The 20,916-nt window shown below is 42.4% G+C and carries 22 protein-coding genes; 13 read left to right on the top strand and 9 right to left on the bottom strand.

Features of this window, described 5'->3' with window-relative positions; translation table 11 throughout:
• The first annotated feature begins 29 nt into the window (after positions 1–29).
• The 4 genes from metA (at position 30) to JOD17_RS08725 (ending at position 3,447) form a co-directional block, all read left to right on the top strand.
• Entirely contained in the window at positions 30–938 is a 909-nt protein-coding gene (metA, locus tag JOD17_RS08710) for a homoserine O-acetyltransferase MetA (RefSeq protein ID WP_204697053.1), read from the top strand.
• Positions 925–1,752: an alpha/beta fold hydrolase gene (locus tag JOD17_RS08715; RefSeq protein ID WP_204697055.1), complete on the top strand. Its 828-nt coding sequence runs from the start codon at positions 925–927 to the stop codon at positions 1,750–1,752. Before metA ends, JOD17_RS08715 begins: the two co-directional genes overlap by 14 nt.
• Positions 1,745–2,965: an EAL-associated domain-containing protein gene (locus JOD17_RS08720; RefSeq protein WP_204697057.1), complete on the top strand. Its 1,221-nt coding sequence runs from the start codon at positions 1,745–1,747 to the stop codon at positions 2,963–2,965. The genes JOD17_RS08715 and JOD17_RS08720 overlap by 8 nt, the downstream gene beginning before the upstream one ends.
• A 149-nt stretch (positions 2,966–3,114) precedes the next feature.
• Positions 3,115–3,447 (top strand): cyclic-phosphate processing receiver domain-containing protein, encoded by a 333-nt coding sequence (locus tag JOD17_RS08725; RefSeq protein WP_204697058.1) that lies wholly within the window; start codon positions 3,115–3,117, stop codon positions 3,445–3,447.
• Between the two features lie 42 nt (positions 3,448–3,489).
• Here JOD17_RS08725 and JOD17_RS08730 read toward each other — a convergent pair whose 3' ends face one another.
• A complete protein-coding gene (locus JOD17_RS08730) occupies positions 3,490–3,831 on the bottom strand; it encodes a YppG family protein (protein WP_204697059.1) in 342 nt (113 codons plus the stop codon).
• A gap of 125 nt (positions 3,832–3,956) precedes the next feature.
• Between JOD17_RS08730 and JOD17_RS08735 the strand changes: the two genes are divergently transcribed.
• The 7 genes from JOD17_RS08735 to JOD17_RS08765 all read left to right on the top strand — a co-directional run bounded on the left by JOD17_RS08735 (position 3,957) and on the right by JOD17_RS08765 (position 11,062).
• A complete protein-coding gene (locus JOD17_RS08735; RefSeq protein WP_204697060.1) occupies positions 3,957–4,898 on the top strand; it encodes a dipeptidase in 942 nt (313 codons plus the stop codon).
• A 107-nt stretch (positions 4,899–5,005) separates the two neighbouring features.
• Entirely contained in the window at positions 5,006–5,815 is an 810-nt protein-coding gene (locus JOD17_RS08740) for a SurA N-terminal domain-containing protein (protein WP_204697061.1), read from the top strand.
• 483 nt (positions 5,816–6,298) lie between these two features.
• The gene (locus tag JOD17_RS08745; protein ID WP_204697062.1) at positions 6,299–7,495 is read left to right on the top strand and encodes a quaternary amine ABC transporter ATP-binding protein; all 1,197 of its coding nucleotides are present in this window, start codon (positions 6,299–6,301) and stop codon (positions 7,493–7,495) included.
• Positions 7,488–8,333, top strand: a complete 846-nt coding sequence (locus JOD17_RS08750; RefSeq protein ID WP_042360382.1) for an ABC transporter permease — start codon at positions 7,488–7,490, stop codon at positions 8,331–8,333. Before JOD17_RS08745 ends, JOD17_RS08750 begins: the two co-directional genes overlap by 8 nt.
• 75 nt (positions 8,334–8,408) lie before the next feature.
• Positions 8,409–9,365: a glycine betaine ABC transporter substrate-binding protein gene (locus JOD17_RS08755; RefSeq protein WP_204697063.1), complete on the top strand. Its 957-nt coding sequence runs from the start codon at positions 8,409–8,411 to the stop codon at positions 9,363–9,365.
• A 105-nt stretch (positions 9,366–9,470) separates the two neighbouring features.
• A complete protein-coding gene (locus JOD17_RS08760) occupies positions 9,471–10,361 on the top strand; it encodes a chemotaxis protein CheV (protein WP_204697065.1) in 891 nt (296 codons plus the stop codon).
• A gap of 512 nt (positions 10,362–10,873) precedes the next feature.
• Complete coding sequence (locus JOD17_RS08765) at positions 10,874–11,062, top strand: hypothetical protein (RefSeq protein ID WP_204697066.1); 189 nt, start codon at positions 10,874–10,876, stop codon at positions 11,060–11,062.
• Between the two features lie 46 nt (positions 11,063–11,108).
• Here the strand turns inward: JOD17_RS08765 and JOD17_RS08770 are convergent, their stop codons facing one another.
• The 8 genes from JOD17_RS08770 to JOD17_RS08805 form a co-directional block, all read right to left on the bottom strand.
• Positions 11,109–11,867, bottom strand: a complete 759-nt coding sequence (locus tag JOD17_RS08770) for an HAD-IIB family hydrolase (RefSeq protein ID WP_204697067.1) — start codon at positions 11,865–11,867, stop codon at positions 11,109–11,111.
• Between the two features lie 2 nt (positions 11,868–11,869).
• Positions 11,870–12,496, bottom strand: coding sequence for a flavin reductase family protein (locus JOD17_RS08775; RefSeq protein WP_338028777.1), 627 nt, complete (start codon positions 12,494–12,496; stop codon positions 11,870–11,872).
• A gap of 56 nt (positions 12,497–12,552) precedes the next feature.
• Positions 12,553–13,419, bottom strand: coding sequence for a YitT family protein (locus JOD17_RS08780; protein ID WP_042418894.1), 867 nt, complete (start codon positions 13,417–13,419; stop codon positions 12,553–12,555).
• Positions 13,420–13,483: 64 nt separating this feature from the next.
• A complete protein-coding gene (locus JOD17_RS08785; protein ID WP_204697068.1) occupies positions 13,484–14,665 on the bottom strand; it encodes a GerAB/ArcD/ProY family transporter in 1,182 nt (393 codons plus the stop codon).
• Positions 14,662–15,777 (bottom strand): GerAB/ArcD/ProY family transporter, encoded by a 1,116-nt coding sequence (locus JOD17_RS08790; protein WP_204697069.1) that lies wholly within the window; start codon positions 15,775–15,777, stop codon positions 14,662–14,664. Before JOD17_RS08790 ends, JOD17_RS08785 begins: the two co-directional genes overlap by 4 nt.
• A gap of 4 nt (positions 15,778–15,781) precedes the next feature.
• Positions 15,782–16,003, bottom strand: coding sequence for a hypothetical protein (locus JOD17_RS08795; RefSeq protein WP_204697070.1), 222 nt, complete (start codon positions 16,001–16,003; stop codon positions 15,782–15,784).
• A 4-nt stretch (positions 16,004–16,007) separates the two neighbouring features.
• Positions 16,008–17,213, bottom strand: a complete 1,206-nt coding sequence (locus tag JOD17_RS08800) for a Ger(x)C family spore germination protein (protein ID WP_204697071.1) — start codon at positions 17,211–17,213, stop codon at positions 16,008–16,010.
• A 13-nt stretch (positions 17,214–17,226) separates the two neighbouring features.
• Complete coding sequence (locus tag JOD17_RS08805) at positions 17,227–18,750, bottom strand: spore germination protein (RefSeq protein ID WP_204697073.1); 1,524 nt, start codon at positions 18,748–18,750, stop codon at positions 17,227–17,229.
• Between the two features lie 93 nt (positions 18,751–18,843).
• On the opposite strand from JOD17_RS08805, the gene JOD17_RS08810 reads away from it, so the two are divergent.
• Together JOD17_RS08810 and JOD17_RS08815 are read left to right on the top strand one after the other, a co-directional pair.
• Positions 18,844–19,176, top strand: coding sequence for an MGMT family protein (locus JOD17_RS08810; RefSeq protein WP_204697075.1), 333 nt, complete (start codon positions 18,844–18,846; stop codon positions 19,174–19,176).
• A 55-nt stretch (positions 19,177–19,231) separates the two neighbouring features.
• Complete coding sequence (locus JOD17_RS08815) at positions 19,232–20,860, top strand: catalase (protein ID WP_204697077.1); 1,629 nt, start codon at positions 19,232–19,234, stop codon at positions 20,858–20,860.
• The last annotated feature ends 56 nt before the right edge of the window (positions 20,861–20,916 follow it).

Consider the following 20,916-nt stretch of genomic DNA (forward strand, 5'->3'; position numbering starts at 1 on the left):
CGAGTATAGAAAGAGGATTGAGTGTTCATATGCCTATTAAGATCCCAAATCAATTACCTGCATCTGAAATCTTACAACAAGAGAATATCTTTGTAATGAACGAGGCGAGGGCGTATGCACAAGACATTCGTCCTCTTCATATCGTTATCTTAAATTTAATGCCGATAAAAGAAACGACAGAAACCCAATTGCTTCGTTTGCTCGGGAACTCGCCACTCCAAGTGGAAATTACGTTTTTGCATCCGTCATCACATCAGTCTAAAAACACGTCAACGAAGCATTTGTCGGCGTTTTACAAGACGTTTGAAGAGATTAAAGGCGACAATTTTGACGGGATGATCATTACTGGAGCGCCAATTGAGAAATTACCGTTCAAAGAAGTGAACTATTGGGATGAATTAACAGAGATGATGGATTGGAGCAAAACGCACGTCACGTCAACGCTTCACATTTGTTGGGGAGCACAAGCGGCAATGTTCCATCATTATGGCATTGATAAAACCCCATTAGAACGAAAGCAGTTCGGGGTATTTAAACATCGAATTCGCGTCCAGAACAATCCATTGTTACGTGGGTTTGACGACATTTTTTACGTGCCTCATTCAAGGCATACGACTACATCGACAGCCGAGCTCGAGAGACACGATCAGCTTCATATTTTAGCGGACTCAGAGAAAGCGGGGGTTTACCTCATTTCGAATGGAGACGGCAGTCAAGTGTTTGTGACGGGTCACGGAGAATACGATGCAGATACATTAAAAGAGGAGTATTTGCGAGATGTGGAAAAAGGGTTAAACACGAAGCTACCGGATGATTATTTTCCGAGTGATGACCTTGATAACGTGCCGCCTTTATTGTGGAGGGCTCATTCACATCTGTTATTTTCGAATTGGTTAAACTATTATGTCTATCAAGAGACGCCATATGAATTGGGCTAATCGTTTTCCGCTCACTGACGATGATGTGAATTTGCACGTATACCCGTCTACGTCCAAGGAACATGCGCATCGTCACTTCGTTTTAATTCACGGTTTTATGAGTTGGTCGTACAGCTTTAAGCGGCTTATTCCGTACTTGAATGAGTACGGCAATATTATGACGCTAGATTTGCCTGGGTTTGGCTTAAGTAATCGGACTGTGCGTTATTACTACTCGTATGAACAATATACGAAGACCGTTCATGATGTCATTCGTGCGAACAGTAAAGACGATGATGAGGTCATTGCCATTGGGCATTCGATGGGAGGTCAAATTGCGCTTCGGCTCGTTCAATGGATGCCTGAGGTATCAAAAGCGGTATTATTGTCGAGCTCTGGCAATTTAGCGAAAAGCTCGCTCAAATTACGAGCGGCGAGTACGTTACCGTTCTTTCACCATTACTTATCGAAGTATGTTCGAGAGCGAGATGTTCATCACGTGTTGCAACAAGTGATTAGCGACAAGCGTTCCATTACCGATGAGCAAATCCAAGAGTACGGCCGACCACTTGAGAACGATGCGATGTACCGTACACTTGCGAAGTTCATCCGACAGCGTGAAGGTGATTTAAGCCGGGAGACGCTGCATACGATAAAAAAGCCAGTTCTTCTTTTATGGGGAGAAAACGACCGGATCGTGCCGGTCAGCGTTGGGCGGTATTTAGACAAAGAATTACCGAACAGTAAGCTTCACGTCTATCCAAATGTCGGTCATTTGTTACCGGAAGAAATTCCAGAAAAGACATCGCAGGCGATTGCTAAATTTCTTGCGTGAAGGAAGTAAGGGGAGATGGCTTATTGACGAACTAGACATCATGATGAACATGGACAAAATATCTCCGAAGTTCCAAGCAATCTTTGTGACAGGCAGCCAAAAAGTGGTCGGGTACGAAGTGTTTCCGTATTACCGAGATGAAGGACAAGAGTATGAGCTCACTTCTTTTCTAAATAACCGGACAATCCCAGAAGAGTATCGTCTTGAAGTGGACCAGCACGTTCGTAGAATTGCCTTTAAGGAGCTGTCAGCGCTTGCACCAGGAAAGGCCATTTATGTAACAATTCGCCCAGAATTGTATACTGGAACGATTGGGGACAGCCTCGTTGAAGAACTAGAAACACTTAAAAATCAGGTTGTCCTCGGTATTCTGTTAACCGATGAATTCACCAGTTGGGCAGATCATAAGCATTTTACGTATTATTTGCAAATGAGTGGACTGCGTGTGTCAATGAAGCATACATCCATTAAAGAGATTGCGATGTCTGATATCGTACACGTAAAGCCAGACATTATTGAAATTGATATGAACGACATTGAAGATGACGTTGCGAACGTTCAGCGCGAGCTATTACACGTCTATTCGATTGCCGCGAGCAAAATCGGTGCGTCGCTATTATTTCAAGGGGTTGAAAGTTTTCAGCAGCTTACCGATGCGTGGAAACACGGTGCAAGGTTCGTTCAAGGAAACTTTCTAGCCATGAAAAAAGAGTCTACAGCTAACAACCAATCGTATCAAGCAGACTTAGTGAAGCATTTCCGTTCATTCGTCTCGTTTGAGCAAAACCGCATCCAACGCTTGCTTGATTTTACCGTGTATTTAGATCGGCGAGTGTCGAGCGTTCTTGAAGAAGAGAAAACACGCTCGTACGATGATCTTGCGCTTACAATTGGGAAACGGCTCGAAGACGTATGTTTTCGCGTATATATCGTAAATAACGATGGAGAGCAGCAATCCGCCAATGCAGTTCAATCAGATCAGGCTTGGAAGCTAGATGAAGCGAATCGTTGGCAAAATTGGAGTTGGCGACCATATTTCTTGGAGAACATTATTCGCATGAATGTTGATGGGAAGGGTGTATTGTCCGTATTGTATAAAGATTTGACGTCAAATGACCACATTCGTACGTTCTCTTATCCAATTACTACTAGCGAGTACGTTTTTATAGACATTGCCTATCATTATTTGTTTGATCATGATTATGTTCACTAAAAGAGTCATCATTTAGTGGACATTTTTAGTTTTCAGAATTTACCTTGCGTTCATTTGTTTTCTAAGCGTTTCTATGATACGATGATCATAGACAAATTTGAAGTAGGTGACCTATTTTAACTATAAGCCAAGAAAGCTTAGGTGGTAACATGGATAAAGTGTTTATGGATGACGTCCGTGAAAGCCCGGGTGACCACCATCTTGTGCGAACTGCTGAAGACTGTATTGCGATTTTGAAGACAGACTTACCATTAAATCACTTGTCACTTGATCATGACTTAGGATCTGACCAGAAGAATGGTTTTGAAGTTGTTCAATACATGATTGACCATAGACGATATGCAGAGCGGATTACGGTTCACTCCGCGAATGCCCCTGCTGGTAAGCGAATGTACGATGCGCTAACTGAAGCTAGAAATCAAGGGTCGTTCCCATATCACGTGAAGATTTATCTTCGACCTTTACCTTTAGACTGGAAATAGCATTAAGAAAGACTCCCTGTCTGAGGGAGTCTTTCTTTAGCATTAAGGTCTCGTAATGAAAAAGGTTGCCAACTGTTTAATCATCGGCGTAACTTGTTGGTACGTTTTCATTGCAGTATCGACTGTTGCCATCGTTTTCTGAACGTCAATTTGCCCTTCTTGGTCAACGAACCCGTTCATTAAGCTTTTCATATTCATTTTCTTTTGTTTAGGCATTTGCCCTGGGAACCCCATCGAATGAACTGCGCCGTAAGGATGAGACGTATACTCTGATTGAGGATAAGGGGGCACAGAAGGTGGATAAGGTCTTGGTGGATACATATACGGCTGCTGATTGGCAAAGTGCGGCGGGCGACCTTGAACATGTTGCGTATTCTTAAACATTCCATCACCACCTTTCGAAGATTAAAGTCTCGTTCTCGTTTGTACTTCTTTACTACATAGCCTATGAAAACGTGTTGTCCATCGTTCAATGGATGACTAAATTTTAACGGAAAAGGACTGAAACGATGTATATTGCAGATGGTCATTGTGACGCTACGTTGCGTCAATTTGAAGCTGAAACCCCTTCGTTTATAGAAGGGATGACAATTACTGAATCCTCATTACGTGAAGGACAAGTGAATATGCAATTGTTTGCACTGTTTGCACCGGTTTATGATGAACGCGCCGATTTATTTGACGCAGTATTGCGACAAGTCGATCACTTTTACAATTTGATTGTATCAAATGATCAAATTGAATTTGCGCCATGTACACCGCTTACTGAAACGTCAAAAACGAGAGCGATCTTAGCGTTAGAAGGCGCAGATGGGCTTCAAGACGATTGGATGAAATGGCGTCTTATAAAGCGTCTCGGGGTTGAAAGTGTTGGACTTACGTGGAATGAAAGCAATGCACTAGCCGCTGGTTGTATGGAAGAACAAGGTCATCGGTTAACGAACAAAGGCCGAGAAGTCGTCACATTTTTACGTAATGAGGGAATGATTGTAGACGGTGCGCATTTACACGATGATAGTTATTTTGAAGCGGCGTCATTAAGTGATTCTTTCTTTGTAAGTCATGCGAATAGCCGGACAATCCACAATCATCCACGTAATCTAACAGAAGAACAGTTACGTGTAATTAAAGAGAAAAACAGCCTTGTCGGCATGACATTCTTCCCGAAATTTATAAACGGTAGTGAAGAAGCGACGTTCGCTGATTTACTTCGTCATATCGACCATATTGCCGGTTCAATTGGAAGTGATTATGTCGGATTCGGTTCTGACTTTGATGGCATCCCTCAAAGCGTGAGTGGTCTTGAAACGCCTAGAGGCATCCTTGATTTGATCGACTATATGCAAAAGCATTATAAGGAAGACGATGTTCGCAAATTTGCGGGTGAAAATTATCGCAGGTTCTATAACGAACACGTCGAACACAACACAGATCGCTATCACCGTCAATGATTTGTCACAACTGTCAAAGATAAAGAGAAACTGTCAAAGACGTTGCGTGCATCCCCTACGTGTGTGATACAATGCGAACAACTGCATGAAAGAAAGGGGATGTCATCTTGAAGAAGAAATGGCTAGCAGGAGGCTTTGCACTCATGCTATCAGTAGGACTCGTTGCATGTGGTGATGAAGAGCAAGAGCAAAACGAAGAAGCTGATGTTGAGAATGGTGAGGAACAACAAGCTTCTCCTGAAGACGAGATGCCAAATCCTGACTTTAGTGAACTACCAGAAGTTGTCGCTGAAGTAAATGGAACTGAAATTTCTAGAGATCTTTTTGAAGATCAATATATGTTCCAAATGCAACAAATGATGATGTTTGGTATGCCTATGGAAGGCGATGAATTAGACCCTGAACTATCAGAGAATATCGTACAAGGTCTTGTCGGACAAGAGTTGTTAGAGCAAGAAGCTGAAGCTGAAGGTGTCGAAGCGACGGACGACGAAATCGACGAGTACGTCTTGATGCATTATGGACAACCAGGTATGGAAGTCGAAGAGATTTACAGTTCTATTGAAGAAGAACAAGGCGTTACAGCAGATGAAGTACGTGACGATCTAAGAACTGCCGTATCCGCTGACATGTACGCAACAAACGAAGCAGATGTTGAAGTAACTGATGAAGAAGTTGAAGAAGCTTACGAGCAAGAAGTTCAACAAATTGAAGAAATGAACGCAATGATGGAAGAACAACAAGAAGAAGCTGATGAAGAAGAAGTGCAAATGCATGAACCACAAGAAGTTCCTGAATTGGAAGAGCTAGAAGATGAGCTTCGCCAAGCATTGCAGCAAGAGAAAGAACAAGAATATGTGTTCAACACATTAATTCCTGAACTACAAGAAGAAAACGATGTGACGATTCACATTTAAGTTTACGTCAACCAGATGAGCCTAAGCTCGTCTGGTTTTTTATTGGTGTTGAACGTAGGTTTAATCAACCTCTGTGAAAAAAGTTGTAGTATAATCGCGATTTTTGGCGGAAAACAGGTTTTGAAAACAATGGATTAGGGAAAAAGTAGTTGTCGGTAAAGATATTATTTTTACATAATAGATTCAATTCCAAACCTTCAATCGTAAATCTCGTGTTTTTCGATTAATTTTTCGCAAATATTCTCAGTTTCGTTCAAAATGGGAGAATGATGGAGCTATCATTAGAATTTAATACGCAGTGTCTGTTTAATTCATATTGAATATCGAATATCGAGTATAGGAACGTTAGAATCCATTTGAGCGAACATCATAAACAGCGTATAGTTTTGGAATATGGTGCAAATAGCATGCACACATTGTCTTGGCCGAATTGGAAATGAAGGTATAGTGATATACTCATAAATTGTTGGAGGGGTGGATGCATTGTCAAAGATTAAAGTTGAGAATCTGACAAAAGTATTCGGTAAGAAGCCGAATCGAGCGCTTTCGCTATTAAGCGAAGATAAATCTAAAGCGGAAATTCTCGAAAAAACAGGGTTAACTGTAGGGGTTAACAAAGCATCATTTGAGGTGCAAGACGGTGAGATCTTCGTTATTATGGGTCTCTCAGGTAGTGGGAAGTCGACACTCGTTCGATTGCTAAACCGTCTTATTGAACCGACACAAGGTTCGGTGTACTTGAACGGAAATGACCTTGCGACGGTTGATCAGAAAACACTACGTAACATACGTCGTAAAGATATGAGTATGGTATTCCAGAAATTTGGCTTATTCCCATTCCGTACGATACTTAGCAACGTGGAATATGGCCTTGAGATTCAAGGAGTCGACAAGAAACAGCGTACTGAAAAAGCGATGGAGTCTTTAAAGCTCGTTGGACTTGAGGGATATGAAAATAAATATCCAGACGAATTATCTGGTGGTATGCAGCAGCGTGTTGGACTTGCTCGAGCGTTTGCAAATGATTCGGACGTATTGCTGATGGATGAGGCCTTTTCAGCGCTTGACCCATTAATTCGTAAAGATATGCAAGACGAATTGTTAGATCTACAAGAGACGATGAAGAAGACGATTATTTTCATCACGCATGACCTTGATGAAGCTCTTCGAATTGGTGATCGCATTACGATTATGAAAGATGGAAAAATCGTTCAAATTGGAACGCCAGAAGAGATTCTGACAAATCCAGCAGATGAGTATGTTGAGAAATTTGTCGAAGATGTTGATCGTTCGAAAGTGTATACTGCATCCAACGTCATGATGCGTCCGGAAACGGTACAACCAGAACGTGAAGGTCCAAGAGTTGCGTTGCAACGCATGCGTGAAAACGGAATATCGAGTATTTTTGCGGTGAAAAGAAACCGTGAATTAATCGGAATTGTTGATGCGAGTGACGTCCGCAAGCTCGTTGATGAGAAACAAGACGATCTTACGTCTGCCATTAAAATGGACGCGCTAAAGGTCGTTGAAATGGATACTCCGGTAAATGATGTTATTGAACTGACAGCAGAGACGAGCTACCCAATTGCGGTACTTGAAAATGGGAAGCTACGAGGCATTATCATACGAAGCTCAATCTTGGCTGCACTTTCTGGAAAAGAGGTGAATCTAGATGACTGAAGCAATTCCTAGAATTCCTCTTGACGAATGGACAAGAAGTGTCGTTGATTGGATGACGAATGCAGACTTTATCTTTGATTCAATTGAACAAGTGATTAGTTGGATTCTCCAAGGGCTATACTGGGGAATGGATCTTGTTCCAGCGCTATTATTTATTGCAATTTTAACTGCGGTAACTTACTTTTTCGCAGGCCGTAAAATTGGCCTTACAGCTTTTGTGTTTTTCGGACTATTACTCATCGTGAACCTCGGTTTCTGGGATGACATGATTACGATGTTATCACTCATACTAGCCGCAACGATCCTCTCGATTGTCATCGGTGTTCCGATTGGAATTTGGATGGCGAAGAACAATACGGTTGAAGCGATTGTGAAACCTATTCTTGACTTTATGCAAACGATGCCAGCATTTGTTTACTTGATCCCTGCGGTTGCCTTCTTTGGAATTGGTATGGAGCCAGGTGTTATTGCCTCTGTCATCTTCGGTATGCCACCAACGATTCGTTTGACGAATCTCGGAATTCGCGAAGTTTCGACAGAAGCGATTGAAGCTGCAGATGCATTCGGTTCAACAGGTACTCAAAAACTATTTAAAGTTCAACTTCCAATGGCGAAAACGACGATTATGGCCGGTGTAAACCAGACCATTATGTTATCACTTTCAATGGTCGTTATTGCGTCAATGATCGGTGCAGATGGACTCGGGGACATTGTGTACACCGCGGTTGGACGAAATGATGTCGGTAGTGGTTTTGAGGCAGGACTTGCGATTGTTGTTGTTGCCATTATCCTCGACCGTCTAACAGCAGGGTTCGGACTTAGAAAACGTAAATCATAACGTAATCTTCCCTAGCGCTGACAGCGTGTGGGGGGTCAATTAACGAAAAAAAGAGATCTAAGGGAGCGTGTATGTATGAAGAAGAATTGGCAAAGAATTGGGTTTGCATCAACATTAACACTTGCACTCGTTGCAGCTGGATGTGGGACGGACGACGCGGAAGAGCAAGACACAGCAGATGAGAACGGTGACACAGAAGCAAGTGAAGACGAAGATGACGCTGATACAGCGGGTACGAACTACGGTGAAGAGTTAGATTACACGATTACAGGAATCGACGCTGGAGCAGGGGTTGTAGCGGCGGCTGAACGTGCAATCGAAGATTATGATCTTGAAGATTGGAACGTACAGACAAGTTCAGGTGCAGCGATGACACAAGAATTGACGAGTGCCATTGAAAACGAAGAGCCAATCATCGTTACAGGGTGGACACCTCACTGGAAATTCGAAGCGTTTGACCTAAAGATCCTCGATGATCCTGAGAACTCATTCGGTGAAGCAGAAAGCATTCATACGATTGTTCGTGAAGGACTTTCAAGTGACATGCCTGAAGCTCACGAGATGCTTGATAACTTTGCTTGGACAGCAGAAGACATGGATGCGGTTATGCTAGAGATTCATGAAGGAACAGATGAAGTCGAAGCTGCACAAAACTGGATCGATGAGAACCAAGACGTTGTTGACGGATGGACTGAGGGAATCCCTGAAGTTGATGGAGACGAAATTCTACTTGCATACGTTGCTTGGGATACTGAAATCGCATCAACAAACGTTGTTGCACTCGTACTTGAAAGCTTAGGATATGATGTAAGCATGAGTTCAATGGAAGCAAACATCATGTTCACAGCCGTAGCGAACGGCGATGCAGATGCAATGGTTGCCGCTTGGTTACCAGGAACACATGAAGATTACCATGCACAAATGGAAGATCAATACGAAGATCTTGGACCGAACCTTGACGGTGAAGCGGCACTTGGATTAACGGTACCAGCTTACATGGACATTGATTCAATTGAAGATCTTAAAGAGTAATCATCCCAAGAGGCTAAGAAAACATTCATGTTTTCTTAGCTTTTTTTAATAGTTTTTATCGTACTGCCGATATATACAGTAGAGTGTTTATAGGAGGCAGACAAGATGAGTTCCTTTTTTGATGAAACAGATTATGAAAATGAGGATTTAAATGAATTTGAAGTCATGGTCTACCGTGCGAATGCCATTCAATTGGCCATTAACATTTTAAAAATACGAGAAATTATAACGGTGCAACCGATCACTCCGACCCCGAATCGGCATCACTTTGTTGAAGGCGTGATTCAAGTCCGTGAGGAGACCATTCCAGTGATCGACGTAGGCAAAGTGTTAGACTTACCAGCTCAAAACAACGATCAAACGAAAATGATGATCGTAGAGATCAATGAGCTTACGATGGCGCTCTTAATTGAAGATGTGGATCAAATTGTACGTGTGAACTGGTCAAACGTGCACAATGCCGATGAGATTGCTGCTGGCAGTGAAGCGCAAGCAACAGGAACATTCATGTTGGAAGACAAATCGATCTTTTTGCTTGATTACGAGAAAATGATTATGGATATTGTGAGTGAATCGTCGCTAAGTCAACATGAGGCGTATCGTTATGTGAATGAGCGGGAACAGAAAGTGGTCGTCGCGATTGAGGATTCAAAAACGATGTTAGTGGTCCTCCGTACACAGCTAACGGCAGCTGGTTATACGAATGTCCACTATTTCGATGACGGTCGTAAAGCATTTGAAGCGTTGCAGCAGTTAAACCACTGTGACTTGATCGTGACGGACTTAGAGATGCCGGGTCTAACTGGTCATCAATTAACAAAGTACATCCGAGACGATCAAACACATAAGGCCGTTCCGATCGTGTTATTCTCAGCCATTGAAAGCGAGAACGTCGTAGAGCGAAATGATGAAGTTGGTGTAAGCACTCAAGTGACAAAACCAAATTATGAGCAACTTATCCGCGTGATGGACAGCTATGTAACCTTAAATGTTTAAAACAAAAAGAAAGCGAGTAACGGAACGAAGTATCATTCCGTTACTCGCTTTCTTTTTGTATCAGAGCGTCAATAAACGTCTTACTGTATTAAAACAGATAAACGATTAAAGATTTACAGTAGTATAGAACCGTAATTTTTAGAAGTATTGGGTAAAGAAATATGCAATTCATACTGATAAATAGGCGAAAATCCATTGTGTGAACGTGAAAAGAGAAAAATCCAGAATTGTTATATAAAATTGATAAAAATAGTTGACTGTATTATAACAATGACGTACAATGAGCATACACTATTCCAAAAAGGGAGAGGAAACTTATGGAAATGACACAACGTTATCAAGAAATGAAAGAAAATAACAAAAACGAAACGACGGAGACACCATCTGTTATTCAACAGATTAATGAGTACTATGAGCACGATTTCCAAGCGTAATACTCGTCATACGCCTAGTTGTGTGGTACAATGCTAGTCATGTATTGATTTTACCGCATAAAGGCTAGGTGAAATTTTATGGAAGAAAAAGAGAAGTTGTTTCAAATTGGTGAATCAGTGAAGTACGAAGGTGAGATGATGAAGGTCATCGCGGAATACGAGCGGACAATCGTTGCTGAATTCAACCGCTTTCCGATTCCTGATAAAGAGGAAGAGTTCCCATTTCGTCGAATCGTTATCAAAAAGGGAAACGTACAACGTACGTAACACATCAAAAAAGCATCGGTGCAATTGCTCCGATGCTTTTTTTACGTTAAATGGTATGTTTTTCTTTTAGTGAACGAATGGTCTCTACAATCGTTGCTTCTGTCCTTGCGTTCAATTGAATCTGTTCCTTCGCATAAGGGAACAGAGGCGCGAAGTCACCGATCATCACGGAGTGAACAGCTTTTTGGAACAACGGTAAATCGTTCAGATCATTGCCGAACATAATGTAATCTTCGGCACAAACGCTTTGAAATCCAGCTCGTTTGTTTACGTTCTCGCCAGTTAAATCAAAGCGAGCTTCATCGCGGTAACGATGTCTCGTAATGTTTAATGTCGGAATCTGATCAAGGAGTGGCGTTGGGTCGCCGCATTCTAGAACGAGTAGCTTTGAAATGAATTGCAACTCGTCAACAGAGACGTCTTTAGCGTTTTGTAAAACATTAATCATTGGGAGAAATGGATGTTCTTCGTCCCCGACAATGCTATAGTCCCAATGTCCGTCAATTAAGTAGGTTGCATCGATGTCTTTAAGAATGGCTGTTACAGTACGAAACGTTTCGTGATCGATGTCTACATAACGCCTTAGTTTTTGATTCTCCCAAACGACAGCACCGTTGGCGCCAATTAATCGAACGTCATGCAAACGTTCATCAATAACAGGAAGCATATCACGAATCCCTCTCGCGGATGCAAAGGTAACATCGTGACCGTATTCTTTGAGTGCAACGAGTTCATCAGCAATCAATGTCGACATTTTCTTCCCGTTAAAGACGATCGTTCCGTCCAAATCAAAAATAAATTGCATCGTTACTCTTCTTTCCTTGGAAGTGGAAAGGACGGTGTCTTTAACGTGCTGTAATCACCGGCTAACCGTGCAAGAGGTGAGAGTTCCGCGATATTCGTCTTATAATTGCCTAAGTAAACGTCATCATTAACACGTACTCGTTTAACTTTACCGAGTACGAGGTGGTCTGTACCGACTTGAATAATATCAGATTTCTCACACTCAAATGCAATAGGAGCCTCTTTAATCGTTGGAGGCTGCACGGTAAGTGAAGAAATTGGGGTTAACTGTGATTTGTTAAATTCATCAATATGTTCTGGATAATGAAGAGACGTCTCATGCATCGCATTCGCTAAGTGTTCAGGAACGACGTGGATAACGAATTGTTCCGTTTCTCGTATGTTGGTGAGTGTATCTTTAACCGTGCCACTTCGCTCTTGGACTCCGGGACCAACAGAAAACAATAAGGTCGGAGGCTTTCTTGAAGCAACGGTAAAAAAGCTAAAAGGAGCAAGGTTAGAGACTCCGTCTTTTGAACGTGATGAAACCCATGCAATCGGTCTTGGTACGACCGATCCAATCATTAATTTATACATCTCTTGTGTTGAAAGCTCTGTAGGGTCAAATACATGGCTATCATCTTTAGGCACGACTCAACAACTCCTTTATATGTAGAAGTAGTTTAAGTGTAGCACAAATTGTCCATCTACATGTGGGAGTTACTCTTAAATTTTCCGCCGTGCACTTCTTGTGCATCCATCACTGTAATGAATGCTTCTTTATCAATGTCAAAGACGATCGACTTTAATTTCATCACCTCTAGTCGGGTGACAACGATGTAGAGCACTTCTTTATCAGAGTGAGTAAACGCGCCGTAGCCAGGCATGACGGTCAGAGATCGTCCGAGTCGATGAACAATCTCGGAGCTAAGCTTTTTCTTTTTGTTGCTCACAATCATGACGGCTTTCGTTTCATCGATTCCTTGAATGACCGCATCAATCGTTTTAGAGGCGACAAAGTACGTAATGATGGATAACATCGCTTGTTCGACACCGAATACGAATGCTGCCCACGCAAAGATAAAGATGTTAATAAACATCACGAATTCCCCAACTGAAAAGGGGAGGTTTCTCGTAAGCAGAATGCCAAGAATTTCAGTACCGTCTAGCGCACCGCCGTGACGAATCACAATGCCGACACCAGCTCCTAAGATAAAGCCACCAAACAACGTTGATACGAGCGGCTCATGGATAAAAGAATCCATATGAGCAAGTTGTTGCTCGCTAATCGCCATGACGACAATTGCGAATAGAGATGTGACAAAAAATTGCGGACCGATATGCTTTAATCCAAAAAAAAGAAAAGGTAAGTTAATAATTAAGACGAAAAAACCGAAGCCTAGCCCGGTGATTTTAGATAAAATGAGCGCAACCCCAATTACACCACCATCAATTACCATATTCGGAATTAAAAAGAGTTGGATGGCAATGGCCACAAGGGAAGCGCCGCTTATGACCATCATTGCGCGGTATAGAACGTTTGACACGACGCGTTTTTTTCTACGATAGACCATCAGAGCCCTCCCCCTTTTAGCTTCTATACTTATACATATCGCTAAAGAGGGACAAACATGCCAATCAGATTTGCTTCGAGGATTTTGTCTCTTTCGAGTGGTGGAGTTTGTATACGGTTGCTTCGTCAGGGTAAGCAGGATATAACGGCGCTTGATGTTTCTTTCTCTTTATAATTCCGACCGTAACCATCAGGATGGGTAACAGTGTACCCACAGTAATAGAATGAGGAACACTTACATATTGATAGAAGCTTCGTTCTTCAGCGATATTGTTGAAATAATAATCGGCTAAATAAACGAGTAGTAACGCAATGGCTGGAATGAGTGTGCGCACACTTGTTAATTTTAAAAAATGCTTCAAAGCGATGATGATGCAGTGGAAATACAATACTAAGTTGAAATAGATGCAAATAAACCAGACGACGGTAATTGTCGCTTCGACACGTTGAAGAAAACCGGCAGCGTTAATTTCTTGAGCGAGTGTGAATGCTGGGTAATGATCAACCGCAACAAGTTCAGGGGACAGCACTGCAATACATAAGAAGGTTATGATAGTAAGCGTCAAACAACCGAGGGCATAGCCCGTCCAAAGGGCTCGTTCTCCAGCTTTTTTCTTTGCGAGGTATTTCGGAAAGACAGTTAATTGAATCACAACATTCGAGATAACGTTTCCGAGAAAGATTGAAAATGCTTCCGTCATGTCAAACATAGAAGAGGTGAAATACGGCTGTAAAAAGCCGATATCAATTAACGGTGATGTCGTAAAGATGAGAAACAGTAGCGGGACAATGAAAAAGACGAAACAAAGCTCTGCAGTTCTAGCGATCGGCTCAATACCAGAAAAAATACCAAAAGCGATAATGCCAATGCCAATTGCTGCGATAACGATAAAAGGTGTTGAAGGTAACGTATAGTTTTGAATAAACGTAACTGAATACGATGTAATTGCCGGAAAATGAAAAACAGGCAATGATAGAAAGAGTAACGAGAAAACGGTTCCGATGGGTTTGCCAAAAATCTGGTCGTTCATTTCATAGATCGTGGAGATTGGATACCAGCGGGCGAGTACTGTATAGAGAAATACCACACCTGCGCCAAGTAAACTAGCAACAACTGGTATAATCCAAGCATCTTGATGCAAAAACGATGTGAGTGATGTTGAAAGTCCAAGAAGAGCCGTACTACACGTCGCATAGAAAACGAGAAATCCATATGAACGTGGAGAAACTTGTGCAATTGTTCTCATTTAGCGACGCCTCCTTTGGACGCGTGTCTTTTTTTCTTGATGATCGTTGTGATCAGAAGTGCGGAAGGGATTGTAATCCCAATCATGAGGGAAAGTGTTGAAACGATGTAACGATAATAAAATAAATCCTCTGCAGTATTTGAGAAAGCGAGCACGGTTAACATGACCATCAACATGCCGATCGGTAGTGATAAAGGTTTGTATGTCTCTAAATTTGAAAGTCTGCCAACGCCGTAAATGATCGCTGTTAAATACACCGTAATTTTAAAGTAAATTGTTATAAACCAAATGACAGTAATTAACACTTCAACACGTTCGACAAATCCACCGAGCGCAATACGCTGAGCCAAAACGAATGCAGGGTAGTAGGAAGTACTCATATAATGTGGTCCTAAAACGCTCGTGCAAAGAAATGTCATGATAAATAAAATAACATTGCCGAAAATATAGCCTAATTTTATGACTTGTACCGCTTTTTTCTTGTCGCCTGCCATTTGTGGAAAGAACGTCAATAAAAAGACTGCGTTAATTGCTGTTATAGAAAAGTAAAACAAAAACGCACTAACATAATCTGTGATTGGTTGTTGCAACATCGGTAAGAGCAAGCTACCGTCTGCTTCAGGCATCTTAAGCGCAATTAACAACACATAAGGTAAGAAAAAAAAGGGTGTTGATAAGATCGCGAACATACTGTACGTTTCTGTCCCTAAAAAGACACCGTAAATGACGACGGTCATTGAAATGGCAAGGATCCATTCGTTTGGCGTCGACACGAGAATATGACTGCTGATAAAGCCCGCAGAGTAATTCATCACCGTAAATAACGTAAGGATGGCGAGCAACACGAGTAAAGCATTGCACACCTGCCCGCATGCTGTACCGAAGGCTGTGATTGTCATGTCAAATAGGTTTTTGTTCGGGTATAACAACCCGAGTTTGCAGATGAGCAATACAAACAAGTAGCCCGCACTCCCCGCGATAAGCGGAATCATCCACGCGTCTTGTTGTACCATCGTTCCGAGGATGAGTGGCAAACTAAGCAGTGATGTACTACACGTGCTATACATCGTAAGGGCAAATAAACCCGGTGTTGAAACATGTTGATGCATCATAGCCTTATAGTCCTCTCAGTTGTTTTACGAATTTGGTACTCGCAGTGGCGAAGCTCGGAATGTTAACGTCCAAGGCGATGAGTAAACCGAGAATGGTAGCGGCGGATAAAAAACTAAAGAAAAGGACAGTTAGTTTTTTGTTGTTGTTCTGTTTTAGTGTGTGCCGTTGTGTGATCCAAATCATGAAGCTTGTGAACACAACAGCTAAGACGTTTCCAATCACCATCTACTTAATCATCCTCGGAAAATGAATTGATAATGTTGCCTGTATCTGTGATGTTAATGTTTACTTCATACGTCACTTCAACGTTAGGAAACTCTTCAGCCCAGTTATCTTCAAGTTGCTCCCATACTGTTGGGTGCTTGCGGTGAATCATTTGACCGAATCCGACGATATCCGCTTGATGAGCCTTTGCTTCTTTTACAGTCTCTTGTAATGTAGCGACAAATTCTTGTTCTGCTTGTTCTTGAATGAGGTAAAAGTTCTCTTCTTTCGATAAATCAAGATCTTTACAATTCACTTCTGAAATATGTGCACCGATATCAACGGTCAAGTCAATGATTGGCTTATGATTTACGATTCGAACGTCGTATTTCGTTCGCTCTTTAAAGCTTTCAAGTGCAAACTCGTCTTCTTGACTGTTCGGACAAGTGAAACTACCAACACTGTCTCTTATATCACCAGTAATATAGTTAAGGCCTTTGCTTTGGTCTTGATTTAGCCAACCGACGAGAGCGTTGTTACGGAAGATCGCAAGACCTTCCATAAGTAATGTCGTTGATGGAGTATTCTTCTCTGCGTTTGAACGCTCTTGACCTTCTTCTAAATCTCCGACGACGGTTACACCCATTAAGCTCGGTTCGATTCCTGGTGCTGTCGCGTCTTGATACAAGTCATCAAGGGTGACAATGCGAGTCCCTCCGTACGAGCGGGCGCCATATTGTAGAGAATCGAACATATTTTGTGAGGGGACATTCTCAAGAGGTGTTACGATGCCCATAATTTCTTTTGCTCTTTGGTCGTCTTTTGCAACTAATACAAAAAAGTCAGAACGTACTTCATGATCCCGGTAAAAGAAATCAAGAATGTTCGTAATCCCTTCGCGAGCGACTTCCTCACTAATGACGAGCACTTGCAAATGAGAAATGAACGCACGTCTCGGGCTTTTGTTCACATGTTTACGCAACGATTCGTGAATCGTTGGGGCAATTTCAGTTGTATTAAACGACTGAGCGTAACCATTTCCAATTTCTTGGGAGGCAATTTCAGCAGGGTTAATCGATTGCATCGTCAATTCATAATTTTCGTCAGATTTGTCGATGGCCATTCCCGTTATAATGGAAAGTTCGTTCAACTCCCATCGGTCCCAGCAACCTGAAAGGAGTAAAACGCTCAGTATAACGAGCAAGCCAGAAGAAAGTCGTTTCATAAGCATTCTCTTTTCACTCCTAACGATCAGGGCTCGGTTTTCGTGTGTGTTGCCGTTCAACGTCTTGGTGATCCGTCGTTTTAGGGCGCTCTTTCATCATCCATTTTGGCAACCGGATGAGTGCATCTTTTTGATCGGAATACACGAATGGCGATAGATCAGACATGTAGGGAATACCAAATGACTTTAAGCTTGATAAATGAAGCAACATCGCTGTAAAACCGACGGAGATCCCTAACAATCCAAAGGATGCCGCAAGCCCCATAAAACCAAATCGCAAAATCCGAAACGGACTTGCCATGCTATAGCTCGGAAAGACGAAACTTGCGATTGCGGTAAGTGAGACAACGATTACGACCGCTGCAGAGAAGATTCCCGCTTGTACAGCAGCTTGTCCGATTACAATTGCCCCAACGATTGAAACGGCCTGTCCGACCGGTTGAGGCATTCGAATTCCGGCTTCTCGTAAAATCTCAAAGGTGATTTCCATAAGGACGGCTTCAATAAAGGTAGGAAACGGCGTTCCTTCACTTTGAGCGGCAAGGTTACCGAGCAATCTCGTTGGAATTAATTCTTGGTGAAACGTCGTAATGGCAATATAAAGAGAAGGAGCAAGTAAGGCGATAAAGGCAGCGCCGAATCGTAACAGTCGAACGAGTGAAGCGATGTCTGCTCGTTGGGTATGGTCTTCAGCATTGTGAAAAAACTGTACAAAAAGTGCGGGTACGATCAAGACAAACGGTGACCCATCCACGAAGATTGCCGTTTTTCCTTCAAGTAAATGAGACGTAACCGTATCTGGTCGTTCCGAAGAGTAGACGGTCGGAAACGGTGTATACGTAGCATCTTGAATTAATTCTTCAATGTTTCCATCCTCAAGAATGGAGTCGGTTTCGATCCGGTCCAACCGTTGACGTAGTTCCGTTAGTAAACTTTCATCGGCAATCCCTTCTATGTAGGCGATGTTAATTTTTGTTTTCGTTCGTGACCCGATTGTTCTTGGTTCAAAACGTAATTTCTCATCAGCTAGCCGACGTCGAACGAGTGACGTGTTCACGCGAAGACTTTCAATAAAGCCTTCACGAGGTCCCCGAATAACCGTTTCAGTTAACGGTTCTGTAATCGTACGTTCTGACATTTTTAAAAGAGACACGCTGTATGCACTAGTCTCACCGTCAATGAAAATAACGACGTGACCGGATAAAAGTTCTGGAAGGATGCCTGGAATCGAAGTATGAAGCTTTGTTGTCCCCACTTCGTTAAAGTAAGATTGATAACTTTCATCGTTCTTACTTGAATAGAACTTTGCTCGACTTAAAATCTTTTCAACTGCTTGACTGTCAACGGTCCCATCGACATAAATGAGTGTCGCTTTTGTGTTGGTTGTCGGAAATGTAAAGGAGCGATGAAGAATATCATCACTTTCACCCGTTCTTTTCATAATTTGATGAAAGTTGTTCATGGCGTGAGGAGATATGTGGTCGTGCACGTTTGTGGCAGGTTGTTTATTTTGCTTATAACGACGACGTAATCGTACACTCATATAGACACGCCTTTCTTTCAAAGTTTTGATCGTATTGTGTGAAAAGGAAAGCTTTTCTATTCGAAGAAAATCATGAACAAAAGAGGTGATCGCATGAAATCGAACTTTTACGAACGAGTGTATACAGTCACTGCAGAAATTCCTGAAGGGAAAGTTGCGACGTATGGTCTGATTGCAAGGTGGCTAGGCAAGCCTAGAGGTGCAAGAGCGGTCGGATGGGCTTTGCGAGATGTACCGACAGATCTACTGATTCCGGCTCATCGCGTCATTTATCGGGACGGTTCACTTGCTGCCAGTGAGGTGTTTGGTGGCGTTGGTATACAAAAAGAGCGATTAATCGCTGAAGGTGTACCGTTTAAAGACGACGACCACGTCAACATGAAAGCTGCTGTATGGGAAGGTCCTTTACACGTTGTGGATGAATAGGAGTCTACCATTTGGTCATGCTAATCATAACCGTGATTAGAAAGGGGCTTAACAAATGGACGAAGAAAAACATACACAACGAGGCTTTGGAACAAATGCTGATGGAGCCGGGGATGCGAATGACAAGCGCATGGCCGAAAATGAGACAGAAGAGACGCTAACGAACCGTCAGGGACAACCGGTGAAAGACAACCAGAACATTCGTACGGTTGGCAATCGAGGACCGTCGACGCTTGAGAATTATGATTTTCTTGAGAAGATGAGTCATTTTGATCGTGAGCGTATTCCAGAACGAGTCGTTCACGGGCGTGGCGCAGGTGCGCACGGATACTTTGAATCTTACGGGAAAATTGGCGACGAGCCGATTTCAAACTATACGAGAGCGAAAGTGTTTACGAATACAGAAGCAAAAACACCGGTTTTTGTCAGGTTTTCAACGGTCATTCACGGCACACATTCTCCAGAAACGCTCCGTGACCCTCGTGGGTTTGCTGTAAAATTCTATACAGAAGATGGAAATTGGGACCTAGTTGGAAATAACTTAAAAATATTCTTTATTCGTGATGCAATCAAGTTCCCAGATATGGTGCATGCATTTAAACCGGATCCGTTAACGAACGTCCAAGATATGGAGCGATTTTTTGATTTTATCGCTTCAAGCCCAGAATCAACACATATGATTACATTTTTGTTCTCACCATGGGGCATTCCCGCAAATTACCGTCAAATGCAAGGCTCTGGTGTGAACACTTACAAATGGGTCAACGCAGAAGGCAAAGCAGTACTCGTAAAGTATCATTGGGAGCCACTACAAGGCATTCAAAACTTATCGCAAAAAGAAGCCGATGACATTCAATCACAAAATTTTAATCATGCAACGGAAGATTTATATAAAGCCATAGAAGATGGCAACTACCCAGAATGGGAGTTGCACGTTCAGATTATGGAAGACGGAGAACATAAAGAGTTAGACTTTGATCCGTTAGATGATACGAAATTGTGGTATCGTGATGAGTTCCCGTGGTACAAAGTCGGTAAAATGACGTTGAACAAAAACCCGCAAAACTATTTCGCGGAAGTTGAACAAGCAGCGTTTGGGACAGGGGTCTTAGTAGACGGATTGGATTTCTCAGATGACAAGATGCTACAAGGTCGTACGTTTTCGTATTCAGATACACAGCGTTATCGTGTTGGCGCGAACTATTTGCAATTACCAATTAATGCACCGAAGAAACGAGTGGCAACGAATCAACGAGACGGACAAATGGCCTATCACGTAGACACGCCACCGAGTCATGATCCACATATTAACTATGAACCGTCGCTATTAGGAAGCTTAAAAGAAGCCGATCGTACGAATCGTAAATTCCATGAACCAGAGATTAGCGGAAAGCTTGTGCGTGAGTCGATTGATCGTCCGAACAACTTCGGTCAAGCAGGGGAAACGTGGAGACGATTTAACGATTGGGAGCGGGAAGATCTTATTTTGAACCTTTCGGGAGCACTTGCTGATGCGCATGAATCGATTCAACAAACGATGATCAAGCATTGTACTGAGGCAGATCCAGAATATGGGAAACGTCTTGAAGAAGGCATCAAAAACCATATCGCGAGTACGAAAGACAAACACGACGAAGGTGTAGAAAAGTCTCGTGAAATGGGACAGTCATCCGATCCATACTAAACCGCGATCAAAAAAGGATAGGAGAGCAGGTTGAACTGCTTTTCCTATCCTTTTGC

The organism is Geomicrobium sediminis (assembly GCF_016908595.1).
Classification (GTDB): domain Bacteria; phylum Bacillota; class Bacilli; order Bacillales; family Marinococcaceae; genus Geomicrobium_A; species Geomicrobium_A sediminis.

What these genes read in the sequence shown, in the direction of transcription:
- metA (WP_204697053.1), top strand. Translation starts at nt 30, where the DNA reads ATGCCTATTAAGATCCCAAATCAATTACCTGCATCTGAAATCTTACAA.
- JOD17_RS08715 (WP_204697055.1), top strand. Translation starts at nt 925, where the DNA reads ATGAATTGGGCTAATCGTTTTCCGCTCACTGACGATGATGTGAATTTG.
- JOD17_RS08725 (WP_204697058.1), top strand. Translation starts at nt 3,115, where the DNA reads ATGGATAAAGTGTTTATGGATGACGTCCGTGAAAGCCCGGGTGACCAC.
- JOD17_RS08730 (WP_204697059.1), bottom strand. Translation starts at nt 3,831, where the DNA reads ATGTTTAAGAATACGCAACATGTTCAAGGTCGCCCGCCGCACTTTGCC.
- JOD17_RS08735 (WP_204697060.1), top strand. Translation starts at nt 3,957, where the DNA reads ATGTATATTGCAGATGGTCATTGTGACGCTACGTTGCGTCAATTTGAA.
- JOD17_RS08750 (WP_042360382.1), top strand. Translation starts at nt 7,488, where the DNA reads ATGACTGAAGCAATTCCTAGAATTCCTCTTGACGAATGGACAAGAAGT.
- JOD17_RS08755 (WP_204697063.1), top strand. Translation starts at nt 8,409, where the DNA reads ATGAAGAAGAATTGGCAAAGAATTGGGTTTGCATCAACATTAACACTT.
- JOD17_RS08760 (WP_204697065.1), top strand. Translation starts at nt 9,471, where the DNA reads ATGAGTTCCTTTTTTGATGAAACAGATTATGAAAATGAGGATTTAAAT.
- JOD17_RS08765 (WP_204697066.1), top strand. Translation starts at nt 10,874, where the DNA reads ATGGAAGAAAAAGAGAAGTTGTTTCAAATTGGTGAATCAGTGAAGTAC.
- JOD17_RS08770 (WP_204697067.1), bottom strand. Translation starts at nt 11,867, where the DNA reads ATGCAATTTATTTTTGATTTGGACGGAACGATCGTCTTTAACGGGAAG.
- JOD17_RS08780 (WP_042418894.1), bottom strand. Translation starts at nt 13,419, where the DNA reads ATGGTCTATCGTAGAAAAAAACGCGTCGTGTCAAACGTTCTATACCGC.
- JOD17_RS08785 (WP_204697068.1), bottom strand. Translation starts at nt 14,665, where the DNA reads ATGAGAACAATTGCACAAGTTTCTCCACGTTCATATGGATTTCTCGTT.
- JOD17_RS08790 (WP_204697069.1), bottom strand. Translation starts at nt 15,777, where the DNA reads ATGATGCATCAACATGTTTCAACACCGGGTTTATTTGCCCTTACGATG.
- JOD17_RS08795 (WP_204697070.1), bottom strand. Translation starts at nt 16,003, where the DNA reads ATGGTGATTGGAAACGTCTTAGCTGTTGTGTTCACAAGCTTCATGATT.
- JOD17_RS08800 (WP_204697071.1), bottom strand. Translation starts at nt 17,213, where the DNA reads ATGCTTATGAAACGACTTTCTTCTGGCTTGCTCGTTATACTGAGCGTT.
- JOD17_RS08805 (WP_204697073.1), bottom strand. Translation starts at nt 18,750, where the DNA reads ATGAGTGTACGATTACGTCGTCGTTATAAGCAAAATAAACAACCTGCC.
- JOD17_RS08810 (WP_204697075.1), top strand. Translation starts at nt 18,844, where the DNA reads ATGAAATCGAACTTTTACGAACGAGTGTATACAGTCACTGCAGAAATT.
- JOD17_RS08815 (WP_204697077.1), top strand. Translation starts at nt 19,232, where the DNA reads ATGGACGAAGAAAAACATACACAACGAGGCTTTGGAACAAATGCTGAT.